Source organism: Brucella sp. NBRC 113783, from assembly GCF_040372265.1.
In the GTDB taxonomy this organism is placed as follows: Bacteria; Pseudomonadota; Alphaproteobacteria; order Rhizobiales; family Rhizobiaceae; genus Brucella; species Brucella teleogrylli.
The window spans coordinates 945,948-963,462 of the sequence record NZ_BAABRX010000002.1; the positions used below are offsets into that span (position 1 = coordinate 945,948).

The following is a 17,515-nucleotide window of genomic DNA, read 5'->3' on the forward strand; positions in this document are numbered from 1 at the left end:
GAACACCATGTCGAACCCACGCCATAACGAGCGCGAAGTCCGAGCGCCGCGCGGAGACGAACTCAACGCCAAGAGCTGGCTGACCGAAGCGCCGCTGCGCATGCTGATGAACAATCTCGATCCCGATGTGGCCGAGCGTCCGCATGAGCTGGTGGTTTATGGCGGCATTGGCCGCGCGGCCCGCACATGGGACGATTTCGATCGCATCGTCGCGACCCTCAAGACGCTCAATGAAGATGAAACCCTGCTGGTACAGTCCGGCAAGCCGGTCGGCGTTTTCCGCACCCACAAGGATGCGCCGCGTGTTCTGATCGCCAATTCCAACCTCGTTCCGCATTGGGCGACCTGGGATCATTTCAACGAACTGGATAAGAAGGGTCTCGCCATGTATGGCCAGATGACCGCCGGTTCTTGGATCTATATCGGCGCGCAGGGCATCGTTCAGGGCACGTACGAAACCTTTGTCGAAGCCGGTCGCCAGCATTTTGGCGGCAACCTCACCGGCAAGTGGATTCTGACCGGCGGCCTTGGCGGCATGGGCGGCGCGCAGCCCTTAGCGGCGGTCATGGCTGGCGCCTGCTGCCTCGCCGTGGAATGTGACGAAACCCGCGCCGATTTCCGCCTCCGCACCCGTTATGTCGATGAAAAGACCGACAGCCTCGATGAGGCGCTGGCCAAGATCGAAGCCTGGACCAAGGCAGGCGAGGCAAAGTCCATCGCGCTGATCGGCAATGCGGCGGAAATCTTCCCGGAACTCGTCAAGCGTGGCGTGAAGCCGGATATCGTCACCGACCAGACTTCCGCGCATGACCCGGTGCATGGCTATCTGCCGCTCGGTTGGACCGTCGCCGAATGGCGCGCGAAACAGGAAAGCGACCCGAAAGCCGTCGAAAAGGCCGCGCGCGCTTCGATGAAACTCCATGTGCAGGCGATGGTCGACTTCTGGAACATGGGCATTCCGACCCTCGACTATGGCAACAATATTCGTCAGATGGCACTGGAAGAAGGCCTTGAAAATGCCTTTGCCTTCCCCGGCTTCGTCCCTGCCTATATTCGCCCGCTGTTCTGCCGTGGTGTCGGCCCATTCCGTTGGGCTGCCCTTTCCGGTGACCCGGAAGATATCTACAAGACCGACGCCAAGGTGAAGGAACTGCTGCCCGACAACAAGCACCTGCACAAATGGCTGGACATGGCGCGTGACCGCATCGCCTTTCAGGGATTGCCCGCGCGCATTTGCTGGGTTGGCCTTGGTGATCGCCATCGTCTCGGCCTCGCCTTTAACGAAATGGTCCGCAATGGCGAGCTGAAAGCGCCGATCGTCATCGGTCGCGACCATCTCGACAGCGGCTCCGTCGCCTCGCCAAACCGCGAAACGGAAGCCATGAAGGACGGTTCGGACGCCGTATCCGACTGGCCGCTGCTCAACGCCCTCCTCAATACCGCTTCGGGCGCGACCTGGGTGTCGCTGCATCACGGCGGCGGCGTCGGCATGGGCTTCAGCCAGCATGCGGGCATGGTCATTTGCTGCGACGGCACGGAAGATGCGAACCGCCGTCTGGAGCGCGTCTTGTGGAACGATCCGGCCACCGGCGTCATGCGCCATGCCGATGCGGGCTATGAAGAAGCGCTCGACTGGGCGAAAAAGCAGGGCCTGCGCCTGCCCGGCATTCTGGGGAACTGAGGTCGAATGGCCGTCGCTCTTCTAAAAGCTGAAAATCATCGCCGCATGCCGTGGAAAAATGGCGGCGGCGTGACGGTCGAGATCGCGATCCACCCGCAAGGGGCGTCCGTCGATGATTTCGACTGGCGCGTCTCCATGGCGAGCGTCGCAAATGACGGTCCGTTTTCCCTCTTTCCCGGCATCGACCGCAGCTTGTCGGTGCTCGAGGGCGACGGCATTGTGCTTGATGTCGAAGGCCACAAAAGCACCCTCACCCGCGAAAGCGAACCCTTTGCCTTTGCTGCCGACAGCCAGTCGTCGGCGCAGCTGATCGGCTCGGTCATCACCGACCTCAATGTCATGACCCGGCGTGGCCGCTATACACATCACGTCCGCCGCATCACCGGCAACGAAGCTGCGGCGACGTTGGAAACCAGGGCCAAGGGCGAAACGCTGCTTATTTTCTGTGCAGAAGGAGAATTTGCACTCAAGTCCGATACCGGGCTCACGCATCTGGGTTCCCATGATGCGGTGGTCCTAGACGGTCTTGCGGCGAGCGCTATCGAAATAAAGGGTAAGGGAGACCTGTTCCTGATTACGATTATTGCAATCGGATCAGGGATTTAAATAATTTCCAACAGAAATGCCCGCAAAGAAATCTTTGTCGGCATCTCTGGACAGGAAGGACGGTCCTGCTAATTTGCTCGGATCGATATGTATAGGCTTATAATCACATAAAAGGGGTACTATTCATGAAGAAATCGTGGTTTGCAGGTGTTGCACTGGCAGCATTCGCTTTTGCTTCCGCCGCTCAGGCCGAGACTGCCGTTTCCATCGGCTTTTCGGGCTGGACGGGTTTTGGCCCGCTGACGCTCGCCAAGGAAGCGGGCATTTTCAAGAAGCACGGACTGGACGTCACGCTGAACAAGATTCCGCAGGCAAGCCGCCATCTGGCGCTGGCATCGGGTGACATTCAGTGCGCCGCCACCACCGTTGAAACCTGGATTGTCTGGAACGCGGCTGGCGTGAAGTCCAAGCAGATTTTTCAGATGGACAAGTCCTACGGTGCCGACGGCATTGCCGTGCGCGCCGACGTCAATTCCTTCGCCGATCTGAAGGGCAAGACCATTGCCGCTTCCGCACCGGGCACCTCGCCTTACTTCCTGCTGGCCTTCATGCTCGCCAAAAACGGCATGACCACCAAGGATGTGAAGGTCGTCAACATGGAGCCGGGACCGGCAGCACAGGCATTCGTGGCTGGCCAGAATGACGCCGCCATGACCTATGAACCTTATCTCTCGACCGTGCGCGCTGCGCCCGACAAGGGCAAGATTCTCGCCACCACGCTCGACTATCCGGCTGTGACGGATACGGTTGGCTGCACGCCTGCCTTCCTCGAAAAGAACCCGGAAGCTGCCAAGGCGCTTGCCGACAGCTATTTCGAAGCGCTGGAGCTGATCGCTGCCGACAAGGACAAGGCCTATGAAATCATGGGCAAGGACGTGAAGCAGTCGGGCAAGGAATTCGGTGCTTCTGCCGAATATCTGCGCTGGCAGGACAAGGCCGCCAATCACAAGTTCTTCGAAGGCGATTTCAAGGCATTCTCCGCCGAAGCGGCTGATCTGCTGTTGCAGGCTGGCGTGATCAAGTCGAAGCCGAACCTCGATGACATCGTGGATACGAGCTTCATCAAGTAAGATCGGTTTCTGCAACAGTTCCGGGCGGCGACGCCCGGACCGACCTCTCCCCTTCCGTCTTCCTGTGAAGACGGGCGCGCGACTGAACGGACAATGTCATGCAGCCTTTGCAGCCGATAGGCAACACGACCCGGATCTTACTGGGCATCCTGTTTTTCATTCTATTTTTTGTGTTCTGGGGCATCGCCACGCTTGGCGGCTTCGTCTCCTCAACCTTCCTCGCCGATCCCATCACCATGATGAAAGACGGCTATGACCTCATTGCCAATCAGGGCTTCCTGTCCGATATCGGCATGACGGTCTGGCGCGTGCTGGGCGGCTTCGTGCTTGCAAGCATCGTGGCCATCCCGCTCGGTGTCGCCATGGGCGCCTATAAGCCCATCGAAGCGCTGCTGGAGCCTTTCGTCTCCTTTGCGCGCTATCTGCCGGCTTCAGCTTTCGTGCCGCTCTTGATCCTGTGGTCCGGCATCGGCGAAACGCAAAAGCTGCTTGTCATCTTCATCGGCGCGGTGTTCCAGATCATCCTCATGATCGCGGTCACCGTCGCCAATACCCGCCGCGATCTGGTCGAGGCCGCCTATACGCTTGGCGCATCGAACAGCGGCATCATCCGCCGCGTGCTTATGCCTGCCAGCGCTCCGGACATTGCCGAAACGCTGCGCCTCGTGCTCGGCTGGGCGTGGACCTATGTGATCGTCGCCGAACTCATCGGCGCATCGTCGGGCATCGGTTATATGATCATCAACAGTCAGGCGCTGATGGCCACCGGCCAGATCATTTTCGGCATCATCGTCATCGGTGTGATCGGCCTGATTTCCGACCTTGCCTTCAAATATTTCAACCGCTGGCTCTTTGCATGGAGGTTCGCGTAATGGCTCCCAAGACCGATCAGAAACTGGTTGTTAAGGGCGTCAGCCGTACCTTCCCCGGCGTGCACGGCGGTAAGCCGACGCTGGCGCTACAGGCAACCGATCTCATCATTCCGAAGAACGACTTCGTCACCATTCTCGGCCCTTCGGGCTGCGGCAAGTCAACGCTTCTGCGCATCATCGCCGGTCTCGACAAGCCGACGACGGGCACGGTGACGCTGGAAGGCAAGCCAGTTACCGGACCGGGTGCTGATCGCGGCATGGTGTTCCAGTCCTATACGCTGTTTCCATGGCTCACCATCCGCCAGAATGTCGGCTTCGGCCTGCGCGAAAAGGGTACGCCGGAAAAGGAGGCCCGCGAAATCGTCGATAGCTATATCGACAAGGTGGGGCTGCGCGGCTTTGAAAATCACTGGCCGAAACAGCTTTCGGGCGGCATGCAGCAGCGCACAGCCATTGCCCGCGCGTTGGCCAATGATCCGAAAATCCTGTTGCTCGACGAGCCGTTTGGCGCACTCGACAACCAGACGCGCGGTCTGATGCAGGAATTGCTGCTCGGCATCTGGGAACGCGAGCAGAAGACAGTGCTCTTCGTCACCCACGATATTGAAGAGGCGATCTTCATGGCCACGCGCGTGGTCACGATGACGGCGCGGCCGGGCAAGATCAAATCGATCACGCCGGTCGATATCGCGCATCCGCGTTCCTACCACATCAAGGCAAGCCCGGAATTTTCCGAACTGCGCCTGAAACTGACGGAAGAAATCCGCAGCGAAGCCATTGAAGCAGCCAGACAGGCTGCCTGAAAATAACGGTTTCTTGAGAATATCGGGTGGATAGAGCCGTTTCTATTTTACGGAAACGTCGGAACTGCTCTATCCATTTGTTTTCACGCATTATCCTACGCAAAACCGCTTCGCACTTTTGCTGGAAATGCTCTATGAAAGGGCTGCGACATCCGTCGCGGCCCTTTCTTTTCAGGACAAACCCAAATGGCCGTTTCAGCAGAAGACCTCGAGAACCGTATTGTCTACGTCAACGGTGACTATGTTGCCGCGCGCGATGCCCGCATTTCCATCTTCGACCGGGGTTTTCTCTTCGGCGACGGCATTTATGAAGTGACCGCCGTGCTGGAGGGCAAGCTGATTGACAGCGGCCCGCATATGACGCGCCTGCGCCGCTCCACCGGCGAAATCGGCATTCCGATGCCGTTGAGCGAAGACGAAATCGTCGCCATCGAGCGCGAACTGGTGCGCCGCAACAGTCTGACCGAAGGCATGGTCTATCTCCAGATCACCCGTGGCGATGGTCGCGACCGCGATTTCGTGCCGGGCAAGGACCTGAAACCGTCGGTGGTCCTGTTCACGCAGGCAGCGAACCTGCTCGACAAGCCTGCGCTGAAAACCGGCGCGCGCGTACTCTCGCTGGGCGACCTGCGCTGGAAGCGCCGCGATATCAAGACGGTGTGCCTGCTGCCGCAAGCGCTCGCCAAGGAAATCGCCAATAATGCCGGTTGCGACGAAGCCTGGATGATCGAGGACGGCTATGTCACCGAAGGCGCATCGTCCACCGCCTATATCGTGACCGAGGATGATGTCGTCGTCACACGCCCCAACAGCAATGCCATCCTGCCCGGCTGCACGCGCCTGTCGCTGCTGCAACTGATCGCCGAGACCGGCATGAAGCTGGAAGAGCGCCTCTTCACCATCGATGAAGCCTATGCGGCCAAGGAAGCTTTTCTCACCAGCGCAGGTACTTTCGTCACGCCGATCACCGTGATCGACGAGAAGACTATTGGCACCGGCAAGCCCGGCCCGGTCGCCCAGCGCCTGCGCGAGATCTATCTCAACCACGCACGCCGCACCGCGATCTGAGTTGTGACGCACCCATTTTCCCTCCCTCCTCATCCTGAGCTTGTCGAAGGATCGAAGGGCTGAGGGAAAACCCACAGCGCCTGCCCTCGTGCTTCGACCCTTCGACAAGCTCAGGATGATGCTTCGCTTCGCTCCGCACCTCAGGATGAGGGACATGCGTCGCGCTCAAAACAAAACCGCGCCGGAATTGCTTCCGGCGCGGTTTCGAGCTTCGCCAGCCCCCGCAAAGGCGAAACATCAGGCGTATTTTGGTTATGGCGAGCCGAAAATGGTGGAGTTTGAGAACCGGCGCGCAGCGTACTTAAAGGTACGTGAGCACCGGAAGCGCAAAACAACGCCATTTGCAGGCCGCCAGAGCCGAAATATCAACGCTTCTGGTTGTAGACGTCGATGCAGACGGCACCCAGCAGCACGATCCCCTTGATGACCTGCTGATAGTCGATGCCGATGCCGAGGATCGACATGCCGTTGTTCATCACGCCCATGATCAGCGCGCCGATCACCGCACCCGTCACGCGACCGACACCGCCATAGGCCGATGCGCCGCCGATGAAGCAGGCCGCGATCACGTCCAGTTCGAAACCGATACCGGCCTTGGGTGTTGCCGTATTGAGACGCGCTGCGAAAACCAGACCGGCTAGGGCCGCCAGCACGCCCATATTGACGAAGGCAAGGAAGGTCAGCCGTTCGGTCTTCACACCGGAGAGCTTGGCCGCATGGCGGTTGCCGCCGACCGCATAGATTTGGCGACCGATCACCGTGCGGTTGGTGAGGAACGCATAGGCTGCAATCAGCACCGCCATGATGATCAGCACGTTCGGCAGGCCGCGATGCATGGAGATCAAGAGCGACAGATAGGCAATCGCTGCGAAGAACAGGATGTTCTTGATGACGAACAGGCTGAACGGCTCCGTTTCCACCTCATGGGCGATATGGCGCGCACGGGACTTGGCATTCTGCCAGATCATGAAACCGGCCAGAAGCACGCCGATGATCAGCGAGGTGAGATAGACGCCGCCCGCGGTGGTGCCGATGATTTCAGGAATGAAGCCCGAGGAAAGTTTCTGGAACACGACCGGGAACGGACCGACCGACTGGCCGCCGAGCACGGCCAGCATCAGGCCCTTGAACACCAGCATGCCCGCCAGTGTGACGATGAAGGACGGTATGTTGAAATAGGCGACCCAGAAACCCTGCAACGCGCCGATCAGCCCACCGACCAGCAGGCAGAGAATGGCGGCAATCGGGAAAGGCACGCCCCATTTCACCATCATCACCGCGGCCAGCGCGCCGATGAAACCGCACACCGAACCGACCGACAGGTCGATATGGCCGGTCACGATGATGAGCAGCATGCCGAGCGCCATGATGACGATATAGCTGTTCTGCAACACCAGATTGGTCAGGTTCAGCGGCTTCATCAGCACGCCGCCGGTGACGATCTGGAAGAAGATCATGATCGCGACGAGCGAGAGCAGCATCCCGGATTCGCGCAGATTGTTCTTGAGATAACGCCCCACACTACTGGTCTGGTTGCTTCCGATGATAGTCTCGCTCATTGCCGTTTTCCCTTGTTCCGCATGATGGCGCGCATGATGTTTTCCTGCGTGGCTTCCTCGCCGGCGACTTCGCCGACGAAAGCGCCTTCATGCATGACGACGATGCGGTCGCAGATGCCGATCAGTTCCGGCATTTCCGAAGAAATGACGACCACGCCCTTGCCGCTCTCCGCCAGTGAATTGATGATGGTGTAAATGTCGTATTTCGCGCCGACATCGATGCCGCGCGTCGGTTCGTCGAGGATGAGCACATCCGGCCCGGTGAACAGCCATTTCGACAGCACCACCTTCTGCTGGTTGCCGCCGGAAAGCGTGCCCGTTTGCTGAAAGACGTTGTGGCTGCGGATGCTCATCTGATTGCGATAATCACCGGCAACCTTCATTTCGCGAATATCGTCGATGACGCCCTTCGGGCTGACACCGCGCAGATTAGCCAGCGATATGTTGCGCGAAATGTTTTCGCCCAGTACGAGGCCGAGCTTCTTGCGATCCTCGGTCACATAGGCAAGCCCGGACTTGATCGCCCGCGCCACCGTGGAAATATCCGCAGCCTTGCCATTGATGCGGGCCTCGCCGGTGATATTCGTGCCCCAGGAGCGCCCGAACAGGCTCATGGCGAATTCGGTGCGGCCCGCGCCCATCAGGCCTGCAATGCCGACGATTTCGCCCGCCTTGACCTGGAACGACACGTTCTTGACCGAATGGCGCTCCGGATGCAGCGGATGATAGACCGACCAGTTGTCGACCTCCATAATCACATCGCCGATCTTCGGCTCGCGCTTCGGATAGCGACTTTCCAGATCACGATCGACCATCTTGCGGATGATATCGTCTTCCTCGACCTCGCCTGCATGACAATCGAGCGTCGCCACGGCTTTGCCGTCGCGCAGCACGGTGATCTTGTCGGCGACTTCGCGAATTTCATTGAGCTTGTGCGAAATCAGGATCGACGTGATGCCTTGCGCGCGAAACTCTTTCAGGAGCGTCATAAGCGCTGCACTGTCCGTCTCGTTCAGGCTGGCCGTCGGCTCGTCGAGGATCAGCAAGCGTACGCGCTTCGACAGCGCCTTGGCGATTTCCACCAGCTGCTGCTTGCCGACGCCGATATCGGTGATCAGCGTGTCGGGCGATTCCGACAAGCCAACCTTTTTCAAAAGTTCCCGCGTGCGCATATGCACCGCACTGCGGTCGATGACGCCATGGCTGGCCGGTGGATTGACCAGAAAAATATTTTCCGCAATCGACATCAGTGGGATCAGCGCCAGTTCCTGATGGATGATGACAATGCCGAGCGCTTCGGAATCGTTGATGTCGCGAAACTGTCGTTCTTCCCCGTCGAAGAAAATCGAGCCTTCATAGCTGCCATGCGGATAAACGCCCGACAGCACCTTCATGAGTGTGGATTTGCCCGCGCCGTTTTCGCCGACAAATGCGTGAATCTCCCCCGGCATGACCGTGAAATTGACGTCGCTCAACGCCTTCACGACCCCGAAGGATTTGCTGATGCCGCGCATTTCAAGAATAGGTTTGCCAGCCGCATTCAGCTGGCCGCCCTGCTCCTCAAGCGGGACAGGATTGGCTACATTCATCGCTCACTCCCGATAGAGCGCCCCGCATCCCTCCGGGTGCTGACCACGACGCTCCAAACCCTGTTGAACCTGCCCATCCGAAGAACCGTTCCGGTTGCTTCACGCGATGCCGCAGGTTTTCCGAATGCCATTGCGCACAGGCGAAAGCCTTCTTTCAAAGCACAGCCTAAAAAAGACAACGCTGTCAATCTAGCAGCCTACCCCAGTTCAAAACTGAGGTAAGCCTGGGATTGAGGCAATGGCATTACAGAAATTCGATGCTGTTTCGGACGAAGCCGGAAAACTACCGGATTTTCGGCCCGAAACCGCGCATATGCAAGGGGCGGTGTCGGGCGTGCTGGACGGCACGCCGACACGCCCTGTCAGGACCAGATTACTTGATCTGGTCTTCCTTGTAGTAACCGCTGTCGATCAGGACTTCTTTCCAGTTCGACTTGTCGACGATCACCGGCTTGAGCAGGTAGGCCGGGACAACCTTGACGCCATTGTTATAGGTCTTGGTGTCGTTGACTTCCGGTTCCTTGCCGCTCATCAGCGCATCGACCATATCGACCGTGACCTTGGCCAGTTCGCGGGTGTCCTTGAAGATCGTCGCGGTCTGTTCACCGGCGAGGATCGACTTGACCGAAGGCACTTCGGCGTCCTGACCGGAAACGATCGGCATCGGCATGTCGCCGCTGCCATAGCCGACGCCCTTCAGCGACGACAGGATGCCGATGGAGATGCCGTCATAAGGCGACAGAACTGCATCGACGCGCTTGTCCGAATAGAAAGCGGACAGGATGGAGTCCATACGGGCCTGAGCCGTTGCGCCGTCCCAGCGCAGCGTTGCAACCTTGTCCATGCCGGTCTGGCCGCTGGCGACCACAACCTTGCCGCTGTCGATGTAAGGCTGGAACACGGACATTGCGCCATTGTAGAAGAAGTAGGCATTGTTATCGTCAGGCGAGCCGCCGAAGAGTTCGATATTGAACGGGCCCGGCTTGTTCTTCAGGTCGAGTGCCTTTTCAATCGACTGTGCCTGCAACACGCCGACCTGGAAATTGTCGAAGGTCGCATAGTAATCGACATTCGGCGTGTCACGGATCAGACGGTCATAGGCGATAACCTTGATGCCTGCGTCGTGCGCCTTGGCCAGCACGTCGGACAGCGTGGTGCCGTCGATGGACGCAACGACGAGAACCTTGGCGCCCTTGGTCACCATGTTTTCGATCTGCGCCAGCTGGTTCGGCACATCATCTTCAGCATATTGAAGGTCGGTCTGATAACCGCGTTCCTTCAGAACCTTGACCATGTTGTCGCCATCGGCGATCCAGCGCGCCGACGACTTCGTTGGCATGGCAACCGCCACAAGACCCTTGTCTTCGGCGCGGGCCATGCCCGTGAAGGCAAGCGCGGCCATCGCGACTGCCAGGGTTAGAGTTTTCATACCTGCCATTGTTACACTCCCAAAAATTGGGACAGGCTTCGCCTCGAAACCTGCCGTTCTCCCAAACTCCCGCGCCCCGCCCAAATTGTTGGCCTGCAGATTGCGGAATGCCTCCAAGTCCATTTCTGAACAAGGGTTTAACCCCTCTTCAAAAATGCCTAAACCCTAACAAATTGCGCGCCTCCTTCAGCCCGCAACTGCCTCCCATGCAGCCACAGCGCGCCGGGCGCGCTCGCGCACATCGGCCACGGTGAAACCAGCCTTGTAAAGGCTCGATCCAAGGCCGAAGCAGCTCACGCCAGCCGCGACATAGGTTGCGAAATCGCTTTCCGAAACGCCGCCCACAGCGCCAAGCGGAACATCCTTCGGCAAGACGGCGGAAACCGCCTTGATCCCATCTGCGCCCAGCACGCTGGCCGGGAAAAATTTCAGTGCCGATGCGCCTGCGCGGATTGCCGAAAAGGCTTCCGTCGGTGTGAACACGCCCGGCATCGTCACCATGCCATGGCCGCTTGCGCGGCGAATGACGTCCGGCTCGACATTGGGGCTGACCATCAGCCTGCCGCCAACATCGTGCAGCCGGTCCACATCCTCGACGCTCAACACAGTGCCCGCACCGATCAGCACATTGGCCGGTGCAAGCTTTGCAGCCTTGCCAATCGACACGAACGGGTCCGGCGAATTGAGCGGGATTTCGATGGCTTCAAAACCCGTCTCAATCAGCGCTTCGACGATTGCTTCGGTTTCTTCGGTACGAATGCCGCGCAGGATCGCGACCAGCGGATAGCGCAGCTTTGGCCATGCAACACGCGCGCTCATTGTAAAACTCCCGCAAAAGCGTGTCTTGCCGCCATGAACAGACCGTCGCGCACCAGTTCGTCCGCCTCGATGCGCTTGACGGCCAGCCCGGCAATGTCAAGCGCGCTGGCATAAAGCGCACCCATCATGCCATCGGACAAAAGCAGCACCTGCTGCGGCTTGCCATAAAGCGTGCGTCCGCCTGCAACTTCCAGCCCGATCAACAGGCCGGAAAGCCGCGCCAGCTGGTCGGTCGGCTTGCGGTCATGCACAAGCCAGCCCGCGCGAACCGAAAACAGCGCATTGGCGATCAGTTCAGGCGTTTCGAGCGAGGCCTTCACACCTGCCGCGAAAGCCGCGCCGTGCGGGTCAACCGCGCCTGCACCTTCCAGCGCCCCGGCCAGCACCGACTTGTCTTTCAAAAGCGCGAACAATTCGCCCGTCATGAAAGTCCGGTAATCGGCAAGACCACCATCGGCGATCCGCACCCATTTGGCGTGGGTGCCGGGCATGACGACCACCGCATCACGCGTGCCGCGATGCACGAGGCCGAGCAGTTTTGTTTCCTCGCCGCGCATCACGTCCGGCGCCGCCTCATCCCGCCGCGCAACGCCCGGCAGCATGATGACATGACGGCGCGCAGGCACGCGCACCGCAGCCCTGACGATGCCGTCCAGCCCGGCAGGCAGGCTCATATAGGGCGCTTCGATCCAGCCGGTGCGCGATCCGGCCATGCCGCAGATCACCACAGGCAGATCGTCGGGCGCACTGAGCGTAGCCAGATGCCGTTCAAGCGTTGGCTCGAAACCGGCTTCCTTCGCCCGCAGCAGACCGTCATCGCCGCGGCTTTCGCCCAGCACGGCACCGTCCGCATCCAGCGTCCAGAGCCGCAACCGGGTTGTGCCCCAGTCGGCGACGGCTGCAAACGGCTTTTTATCGAGAGCCATCCGAACAAGCCTTAGTGGTTGTCGCGCGGCAGGCCACGCGTATGCGCGATGTCCTGATACTTGATCGCGTTTTCCAGAACCGCGCCCGTTTCCATCTGGCCGACGACGGCACGCTGGATTTCCTGCCAAGGCGTCTGGCTTTCCGGATATTTGTAGCCGCCAGCGGCTTCCAGAGCCTTGCGGCGTTCGGCCAGTTCCTCATCCGAGATCAGGATATCCGCCGTACCGCGACCGAGATCGATGCGCACGCGGTCGCCGGTGCGCAAGATGGCCAGACCGCCGCCAGCCGCCGCTTCCGGCGAAGCATTGAGGATCGACGGCGAACCCGACGTACCCGACTGGCGACCGTCGCCGATGCATGGCAGCGAGCTGATACCCTTCTTCAAGAGGTAATCCGGTGCGCGCATATTGACGACTTCCGCAGCGCCCGGATAGCCGATCGGGCCAGCGCCGCGCATGAACAAAACCGTATGCTCGTCGATTTCCAGTGACGGATCGTCGATGCGATGATGATAATCCTCCGGTCCGTCGAAAACGACCGCCTTGCCTTCAAAGGCATTCGGGTCCTTGCTGTCGGAAAGGTAGCGATTGCGGAATTCGTCCGAAATAACGCTGAGCTTCATGATCGCAGACGAGAACAGATTGCCGCGCAGCACGCGGAAACCGGCATGTTTCTTCAGCGGCTGGTCATAGGTCTTGATGACATTGCTGTCTTCAATGGTGGCGTTCTTGCAGTTTTCACCGATGGTCTTGCCGTTGACGGTCAGCGCATCCTCGTTGATGAGGCCCTGCCCCATCAGCTGGTTGACGACTGCTGGCACACCACCGGCATGGTAATAATCTTCACCGAGATATTCACCGGCTGGCTGGAGATTGACCAGAAGCGGAATTTCCTCGCCATATTTCTGCCAGTCGTCCACGGTCAGCTCAACGCCGACATGGCGGGCGAGTGCGTTCAGATGGATCGGCGCATTGGTCGAACCGCCAATGGCGGAATTCACGCGGATCGCGTTCACAAACGCATCCTTGGTCAGAACATCCGACGGCTTGAGGTCTTCATAGACCATTTCGACGATACGGCGGCCCGTCAGATAGGCCACTTCCTGCCGGTCGCGGTAAGGTGCCGGAATGGCGGCGGAACCCGGAAGCTGCATGCCGAGCGCTTCGGCCAGAGAGTTCATGGTCGTGGCCGTGCCCATCGTGTTGCAATAGCCGGTGGAGGGGGCCGAGGACGCAACCAGCTTCACAAAGCCCTGATAATCGATCTCGCCCTTGGCCAGCAATTCGCGCGCCTTCCAGACGATGGTGCCCGAACCGGTGCGCTCGCCACGGAACCATCCGTTCAGCATCGGGCCGACCGAAAGCGCAATCGCCGGAATATTGACCGTCGCCGCAGCCATAAGACAGGCAGGCGTGGTCTTGTCGCAGCCAATTGTCAGAACGACGCCGTCGAGCGGATAGCCGTAAAGCACTTCCACGAGGCCGAGATAGGCAAGGTTGCGATCGAGACCGGCGGTCGGACGCTTGCCGGTTTCCTGAATCGGATGCACCGGGAATTCGATGACGATGCCGCCCGCCTCACGCACGCCTTCGCGGACGCGGTTGGCCAGTTCCAGATGGTGACGGTTGCAGGGCGACAGGTCCGAACCCGTCTGCGCGATGCCGATGATCGGGCGGCCCGACTGCAATTCTTCCTGGCTCAAGCCATAATTCATGTAGCGCTCAAGATAGAGCGCCGTCATATCGACATTGTCCGGATTGTCGAACCATGCACGCGAGCGGAACTTTGGCGTTTTCGGAGTGACGGGCTTGTTCATGTCTTTGTCCTGCTGGGTAAGAGGCCGCGAACGACCCCGTTTCCTAATCTACAAATGCTTCGACCGCGTGGCGCTTTCCGAACAGGAACGCATCGGCCACATGAGTCAGGGGAGCGAGATCGACATCCGAACGCCCCTCACCGATCAATTGCACAAAATGCTTGTAAAGGCGCTGATATTCGCGGTCCGGCTCAGCCATTTTTTCATCGCCAGCAATAGTCAGGCGACTGCCGCCATGGCTGAGCTGAAGCGTACCCTTGTCGGTTTCGACGCGAATATCCCAGGTCTGCGGGCCAGTCTGGCGCCAATCCAGCTCAAACGAAACCGGGATGCCGCTTTCCGTCTGGAACTGAAGGTCAGCCGCTATCGGCGCGGCGCGATTTTCCGGGAAATAGAGGTCCGACTGCGTGAGGAAAAAGCGTTCCGGCAGAATATGCGTCACGATGGACAGCGCATTGATGCCCGGATCGAATACACCGAGCCCGCCCGGCTCCCAGATCCATTGCTGGCCGGGATGCCAATGGCGCACGTCTTCCTTCCACGCAACGGCAACCGAACGGATCACGGCATCTTTGAGAAACTCGCGGGCCGGTTCCACCGCAGCCGCCTCGCGCGAATGCCAGGTGGTGTAAAGCGACAACCCTTCCGCCTTGGCCAGACGGTCCAGCGCCTGCACCTCGGAAATGGTCGCGCCGGGCGGCTTTTCCAGCATCACATGCTTGCGCGCTTTCAAAGCGGCATAGGCTTGGGCGAAGCGACCCTGCGGCGGCGTGCACAACGACACGGCATCGATGGCCACGTCGGATGCCAGCAACTGCTCGATATCGTTGAACGACGGCACGCTATCCAGTCCGGCATTGCGGCTGGCGACAGCGGCAAGCGCGATACCATCCACCGCCTCGATGGACGGCAGATGCTGGTCGCGCGCGATCTTGCCGAGACCGACGATTGCTAAGGCGATGTTGGATTGGATAGCCATGTTCAAAGCGCTTTCACGGCAACGTCTTTGGCCGTCGCCTGAGCCAGCTTGTTGACCAGCGGATAACGGAACGGCTTGGCGGAAATTTCGAACTGGTCGCCGGTCTGCGTCTTCACGCCTTCCGAGAAGGACAGGGTCGCCGTGCCGAAGAAATGCACGTGAATATCGCCCGGGCGGCGGAACAGCTCATATTTGAAATGGTGATGTTCAAGATTGGCTATTGTGTGCGACATGTTCGCTTCGCCGGACAGGAACGGCTTTTCGAAGATCACGTCATTGCCGCGGCGAATGCGCGAAACGCCTTCGACATGATCCGGCAGTGCGCCCACATAAAGCTCCGGTCCAAGCGATGCCTGACGCAGCTTGGAATGGGCAAGCCAGAGATAATTCTGCTTTTCGGTCACATGGTCGGAAAATTCATTGGCAAGGCAGAAGCCGATACGATGCGGCTGACCATTCGGGCCTATCAGATAAATGCCCGCCAGTTCCGGCTCTTCGCCACCATCTTCCGCGAAGGAAGGCGAAACCAGTTCGCCACCGGTGGCGACGAGCGCAGAACCGTCACCCTTGTAGAACCATTCCGGCTGCACGCCCGTCTGACCGGACTTCGGCTTGCCGCCCTCGACGCCCATCAGGAACATGCGCATCGAATCGGTCGGCTTTTCGGCAGCCTGCGCAGCCTTGTGCATCTTGTCGCGACCATCAGCAGAACCAAGATGCGTGAGGCCCGTGCCTGCAACGATCAGATGTGCTGGATCGGAATGGGTGATCGGCAGGCCCACGCGGCCCGCAGCCAGAGCGGCGTCGATATCGACGGCTTCGCCCTTGCCATTGCGCTCCACCTGCTCTGCAAGGCTGATTCCCGCGCCAATTGCCGCCCAGGCCAGTTCATAGGTCGTCGAAGCGCCTTTGACGATATGGGCCGCACCCTCATCACCGCATGCAGCCACACGCGTTTCACCGCCCGCATCGCGGAACTGTACCAGACGTAACATTAAACCTCCCAGACCGCGACGAATCGCGGAAACTCCATACCGGCCGTTTGAAAACACTTTCATGCCTTGCGACGGCTCACCTTATTAATATGACTATTTTGCCAAGGCCGCCTTTGTCAAGCAAGCGAAGACCCCACATACACAGGCTTGCAGTCTTCAACACCCTCCACAAGATTCAACTCATTGATTTTAATATTCTAATAATCAAAATGCCTGTTTGTCGCAGGCGATTATCGCGCAATTTTCTTCAAAGGTGCTTGCCATAAAGTAATATTATATGCTTCATATCCCTCAAGGCCGGGAGGGCCTTATTGGGAGGAAATATTATGAAACGCAGTCTCGCGGCTCTGTCAGCCGCATTTTCGCTCGCACTGATTTCAAGCGCATCCGCCGCATCGCTGACTGTCGGTTTCTCGCAGATCGGTTCGGAATCGGGCTGGCGCGCCGCAGAAACCGCCCTGACCAAGCAGGAAGCTGAAAAGCGCGGCTATACGCTGAAATTCGCCGATGCCCAGCAGAAGCAGGAAAACCAGATCAAGGCCGTGCGCGGCTTCATCGCACAGGGCGTCGATGCGATCCTGATCGCCCCGGTCGTCTCCACCGGCTGGGACGCGGTCCTCAAGGAAGCCAAGGAAGCTGAAATTCCTGTCGTCCTGCTCGACCGCCAGATTGATTCGCCGGAAGATCTCTATCTCACCGCCGTGACCTCCGATCAGGTCCATGAAGGCAAGGTTGCCGGTGACTGGCTGGTGAAGGATATCGGCGACAAGTCCTGCAATGTGGTCGAACTTCAGGGCACGACCGGTTCGTCGCCTGCGATCAACCGCAAGAAGGGCTTTGAGGAAGCGATCAAGGGTCACGACAACATCAAGATTTCCCGTTCGCAGACCGGTGACTTCACCCGCACCAAGGGCAAGGAAGTCATGGAAAGCTTCATCAAGGCTGAAGGCGGCGGCAAGAATATCTGCGCAGTCTATGCCCATAATGACGACATGGCCGTCGGCGCCATTCAGGCCATCAAGGAAGCCGGTCTGAAGCCGGGCACCGACATCAAGATCGTGTCGATCGATTCCGTGCCGGATATCTTCCAGGCCATGGCCAATGGCGAAGCCAATGCCACCGTGGAACTCACGCCGAACATGGCCGGTCCGGCTTTCGACGCCATCGAGGCGTTCAAGGATAAGGGCACCGTTCCGCCGAAGTGGATCCAGACGGAATCCAAGCTCTACACACAGGCTGACGATCCGAAGGCCGTATACGAAGCCAAGAAGGGCCTCGGCTACTAATCTTCGTGTCATTCGG

Annotated in this window: 15 protein-coding genes; 7 read left to right on the forward strand and 8 right to left on the reverse strand. The window is 59.2% G+C overall.

Annotation, left to right across the window (positions count from 1 at the left end):
• Positions 1–7: 7 nt before the first annotated feature.
• The 6 genes from hutU to ABWW11_RS09880 all read left to right on the forward strand — a co-directional run bounded on the left by hutU (position 8) and on the right by ABWW11_RS09880 (position 6,100).
• Positions 8–1,681, forward strand: coding sequence for a urocanate hydratase (gene hutU / locus ABWW11_RS09855; protein ID WP_109369580.1), 1,674 nt, complete (start codon positions 8–10; stop codon positions 1,679–1,681).
• Positions 1,682–1,687: 6 nt separating this feature from the next.
• Positions 1,688–2,287 carry a HutD/Ves family protein gene (locus ABWW11_RS09860; RefSeq protein WP_109369581.1) on the forward strand — a complete coding sequence of 200 codons (600 nt, stop codon included), beginning with the start codon at positions 1,688–1,690 and terminating at the stop codon, positions 2,285–2,287.
• A 125-nt stretch (positions 2,288–2,412) separates the two neighbouring features.
• Positions 2,413–3,357, forward strand: a complete 945-nt coding sequence (locus ABWW11_RS09865; RefSeq protein WP_109369582.1) for an ABC transporter substrate-binding protein — start codon at positions 2,413–2,415, stop codon at positions 3,355–3,357.
• A gap of 98 nt (positions 3,358–3,455) precedes the next feature.
• Positions 3,456–4,229, forward strand: coding sequence for an ABC transporter permease (locus ABWW11_RS09870; protein ID WP_109369583.1), 774 nt, complete (start codon positions 3,456–3,458; stop codon positions 4,227–4,229).
• A complete protein-coding gene (locus ABWW11_RS09875; protein WP_109369584.1) occupies positions 4,229–5,032 on the forward strand; it encodes an ABC transporter ATP-binding protein in 804 nt (267 codons plus the stop codon). Before ABWW11_RS09870 ends, ABWW11_RS09875 begins: the two co-directional genes overlap by 1 nt.
• Positions 5,033–5,218: 186 nt before the next feature.
• Positions 5,219–6,100, forward strand: coding sequence for a D-amino-acid transaminase (locus tag ABWW11_RS09880; protein ID WP_319081354.1), 882 nt, complete (start codon positions 5,219–5,221; stop codon positions 6,098–6,100).
• A gap of 365 nt (positions 6,101–6,465) precedes the next feature.
• On the opposite strand, the gene mmsB is transcribed toward ABWW11_RS09880, so the two are convergent.
• From mmsB to araD1, 8 genes are all read right to left on the reverse strand, one after another.
• Positions 6,466–7,659, reverse strand: a complete 1,194-nt coding sequence (gene mmsB, locus ABWW11_RS09885; protein ID WP_109369586.1) for a multiple monosaccharide ABC transporter permease — start codon at positions 7,657–7,659, stop codon at positions 6,466–6,468.
• Complete coding sequence (mmsA, locus tag ABWW11_RS09890; protein ID WP_109369587.1) at positions 7,656–9,248, reverse strand: multiple monosaccharide ABC transporter ATP-binding protein; 1,593 nt, start codon at positions 9,246–9,248, stop codon at positions 7,656–7,658. Before mmsA ends, mmsB begins: the two co-directional genes overlap by 4 nt.
• Positions 9,249–9,621: 373 nt before the next feature.
• Positions 9,622–10,686 (reverse strand): multiple monosaccharide ABC transporter substrate-binding protein, encoded by a 1,065-nt coding sequence (gene chvE / locus ABWW11_RS09895; RefSeq protein ID WP_109369588.1) that lies wholly within the window; start codon positions 10,684–10,686, stop codon positions 9,622–9,624.
• A 177-nt stretch (positions 10,687–10,863) separates the two neighbouring features.
• Complete coding sequence (locus tag ABWW11_RS09900; RefSeq protein WP_109369589.1) at positions 10,864–11,496, reverse strand: 2-dehydro-3-deoxy-6-phosphogalactonate aldolase; 633 nt, start codon at positions 11,494–11,496, stop codon at positions 10,864–10,866.
• On the reverse strand, positions 11,493–12,422 hold the full coding sequence (locus tag ABWW11_RS09905) for a 2-dehydro-3-deoxygalactonokinase (protein ID WP_121536610.1): 930 nt from the start codon (positions 12,420–12,422) through the stop codon (positions 11,493–11,495). The genes ABWW11_RS09900 and ABWW11_RS09905 overlap by 4 nt, the downstream gene beginning before the upstream one ends.
• A gap of 11 nt (positions 12,423–12,433) precedes the next feature.
• Positions 12,434–14,239, reverse strand: a complete 1,806-nt coding sequence (locus ABWW11_RS09910; protein WP_121536612.1) for an IlvD/Edd family dehydratase — start codon at positions 14,237–14,239, stop codon at positions 12,434–12,436.
• A 43-nt stretch (positions 14,240–14,282) separates the two neighbouring features.
• Positions 14,283–15,218 (reverse strand): Gfo/Idh/MocA family protein, encoded by a 936-nt coding sequence (locus ABWW11_RS09915; protein ID WP_109369592.1) that lies wholly within the window; start codon positions 15,216–15,218, stop codon positions 14,283–14,285.
• Between the two features lie 2 nt (positions 15,219–15,220).
• Positions 15,221–16,213 (reverse strand): AraD1 family protein, encoded by a 993-nt coding sequence (araD1, locus tag ABWW11_RS09920; RefSeq protein ID WP_109369593.1) that lies wholly within the window; start codon positions 16,211–16,213, stop codon positions 15,221–15,223.
• A gap of 326 nt (positions 16,214–16,539) precedes the next feature.
• On the opposite strand from araD1, the gene ytfQ reads away from it, so the two are divergent.
• Positions 16,540–17,499 carry a galactofuranose ABC transporter, galactofuranose-binding protein YtfQ gene (ytfQ, locus tag ABWW11_RS09925; RefSeq protein ID WP_109369594.1) on the forward strand — a complete coding sequence of 320 codons (960 nt, stop codon included), beginning with the start codon at positions 16,540–16,542 and terminating at the stop codon, positions 17,497–17,499.
• The last annotated feature ends 16 nt before the right edge of the window (positions 17,500–17,515 follow it).

What these genes read in the sequence shown, in the direction of transcription:
- ABWW11_RS09905 (WP_121536610.1), bottom strand. Translation starts at nt 12,422, where the DNA reads ATGGCTCTCGATAAAAAGCCGTTTGCAGCCGTCGCCGACTGGGGCACA.
- hutU (WP_109369580.1), top strand. Translation starts at nt 8, where the DNA reads ATGTCGAACCCACGCCATAACGAGCGCGAAGTCCGAGCGCCGCGCGGA.
- ABWW11_RS09865 (WP_109369582.1), top strand. Translation starts at nt 2,413, where the DNA reads ATGAAGAAATCGTGGTTTGCAGGTGTTGCACTGGCAGCATTCGCTTTT.
- ABWW11_RS09870 (WP_109369583.1), top strand. Translation starts at nt 3,456, where the DNA reads ATGCAGCCTTTGCAGCCGATAGGCAACACGACCCGGATCTTACTGGGC.
- ABWW11_RS09880 (WP_319081354.1), top strand. Translation starts at nt 5,219, where the DNA reads ATGGCCGTTTCAGCAGAAGACCTCGAGAACCGTATTGTCTACGTCAAC.
- araD1 (WP_109369593.1), bottom strand. Translation starts at nt 16,213, where the DNA reads ATGTTACGTCTGGTACAGTTCCGCGATGCGGGCGGTGAAACGCGTGTG.
- ABWW11_RS09860 (WP_109369581.1), top strand. Translation starts at nt 1,688, where the DNA reads ATGGCCGTCGCTCTTCTAAAAGCTGAAAATCATCGCCGCATGCCGTGG.
- ABWW11_RS09900 (WP_109369589.1), bottom strand. Translation starts at nt 11,496, where the DNA reads ATGAGCGCGCGTGTTGCATGGCCAAAGCTGCGCTATCCGCTGGTCGCG.
- mmsB (WP_109369586.1), bottom strand. Translation starts at nt 7,659, where the DNA reads ATGAGCGAGACTATCATCGGAAGCAACCAGACCAGTAGTGTGGGGCGT.
- ABWW11_RS09915 (WP_109369592.1), bottom strand. Translation starts at nt 15,218, where the DNA reads ATGGCTATCCAATCCAACATCGCCTTAGCAATCGTCGGTCTCGGCAAG.
- chvE (WP_109369588.1), bottom strand. Translation starts at nt 10,686, where the DNA reads ATGGCAGGTATGAAAACTCTAACCCTGGCAGTCGCGATGGCCGCGCTT.
- ABWW11_RS09875 (WP_109369584.1), top strand. Translation starts at nt 4,229, where the DNA reads ATGGCTCCCAAGACCGATCAGAAACTGGTTGTTAAGGGCGTCAGCCGT.
- mmsA (WP_109369587.1), bottom strand. Translation starts at nt 9,248, where the DNA reads ATGAATGTAGCCAATCCTGTCCCGCTTGAGGAGCAGGGCGGCCAGCTG.
- ABWW11_RS09910 (WP_121536612.1), bottom strand. Translation starts at nt 14,239, where the DNA reads ATGAACAAGCCCGTCACTCCGAAAACGCCAAAGTTCCGCTCGCGTGCA.
- ytfQ (WP_109369594.1), top strand. Translation starts at nt 16,540, where the DNA reads ATGAAACGCAGTCTCGCGGCTCTGTCAGCCGCATTTTCGCTCGCACTG.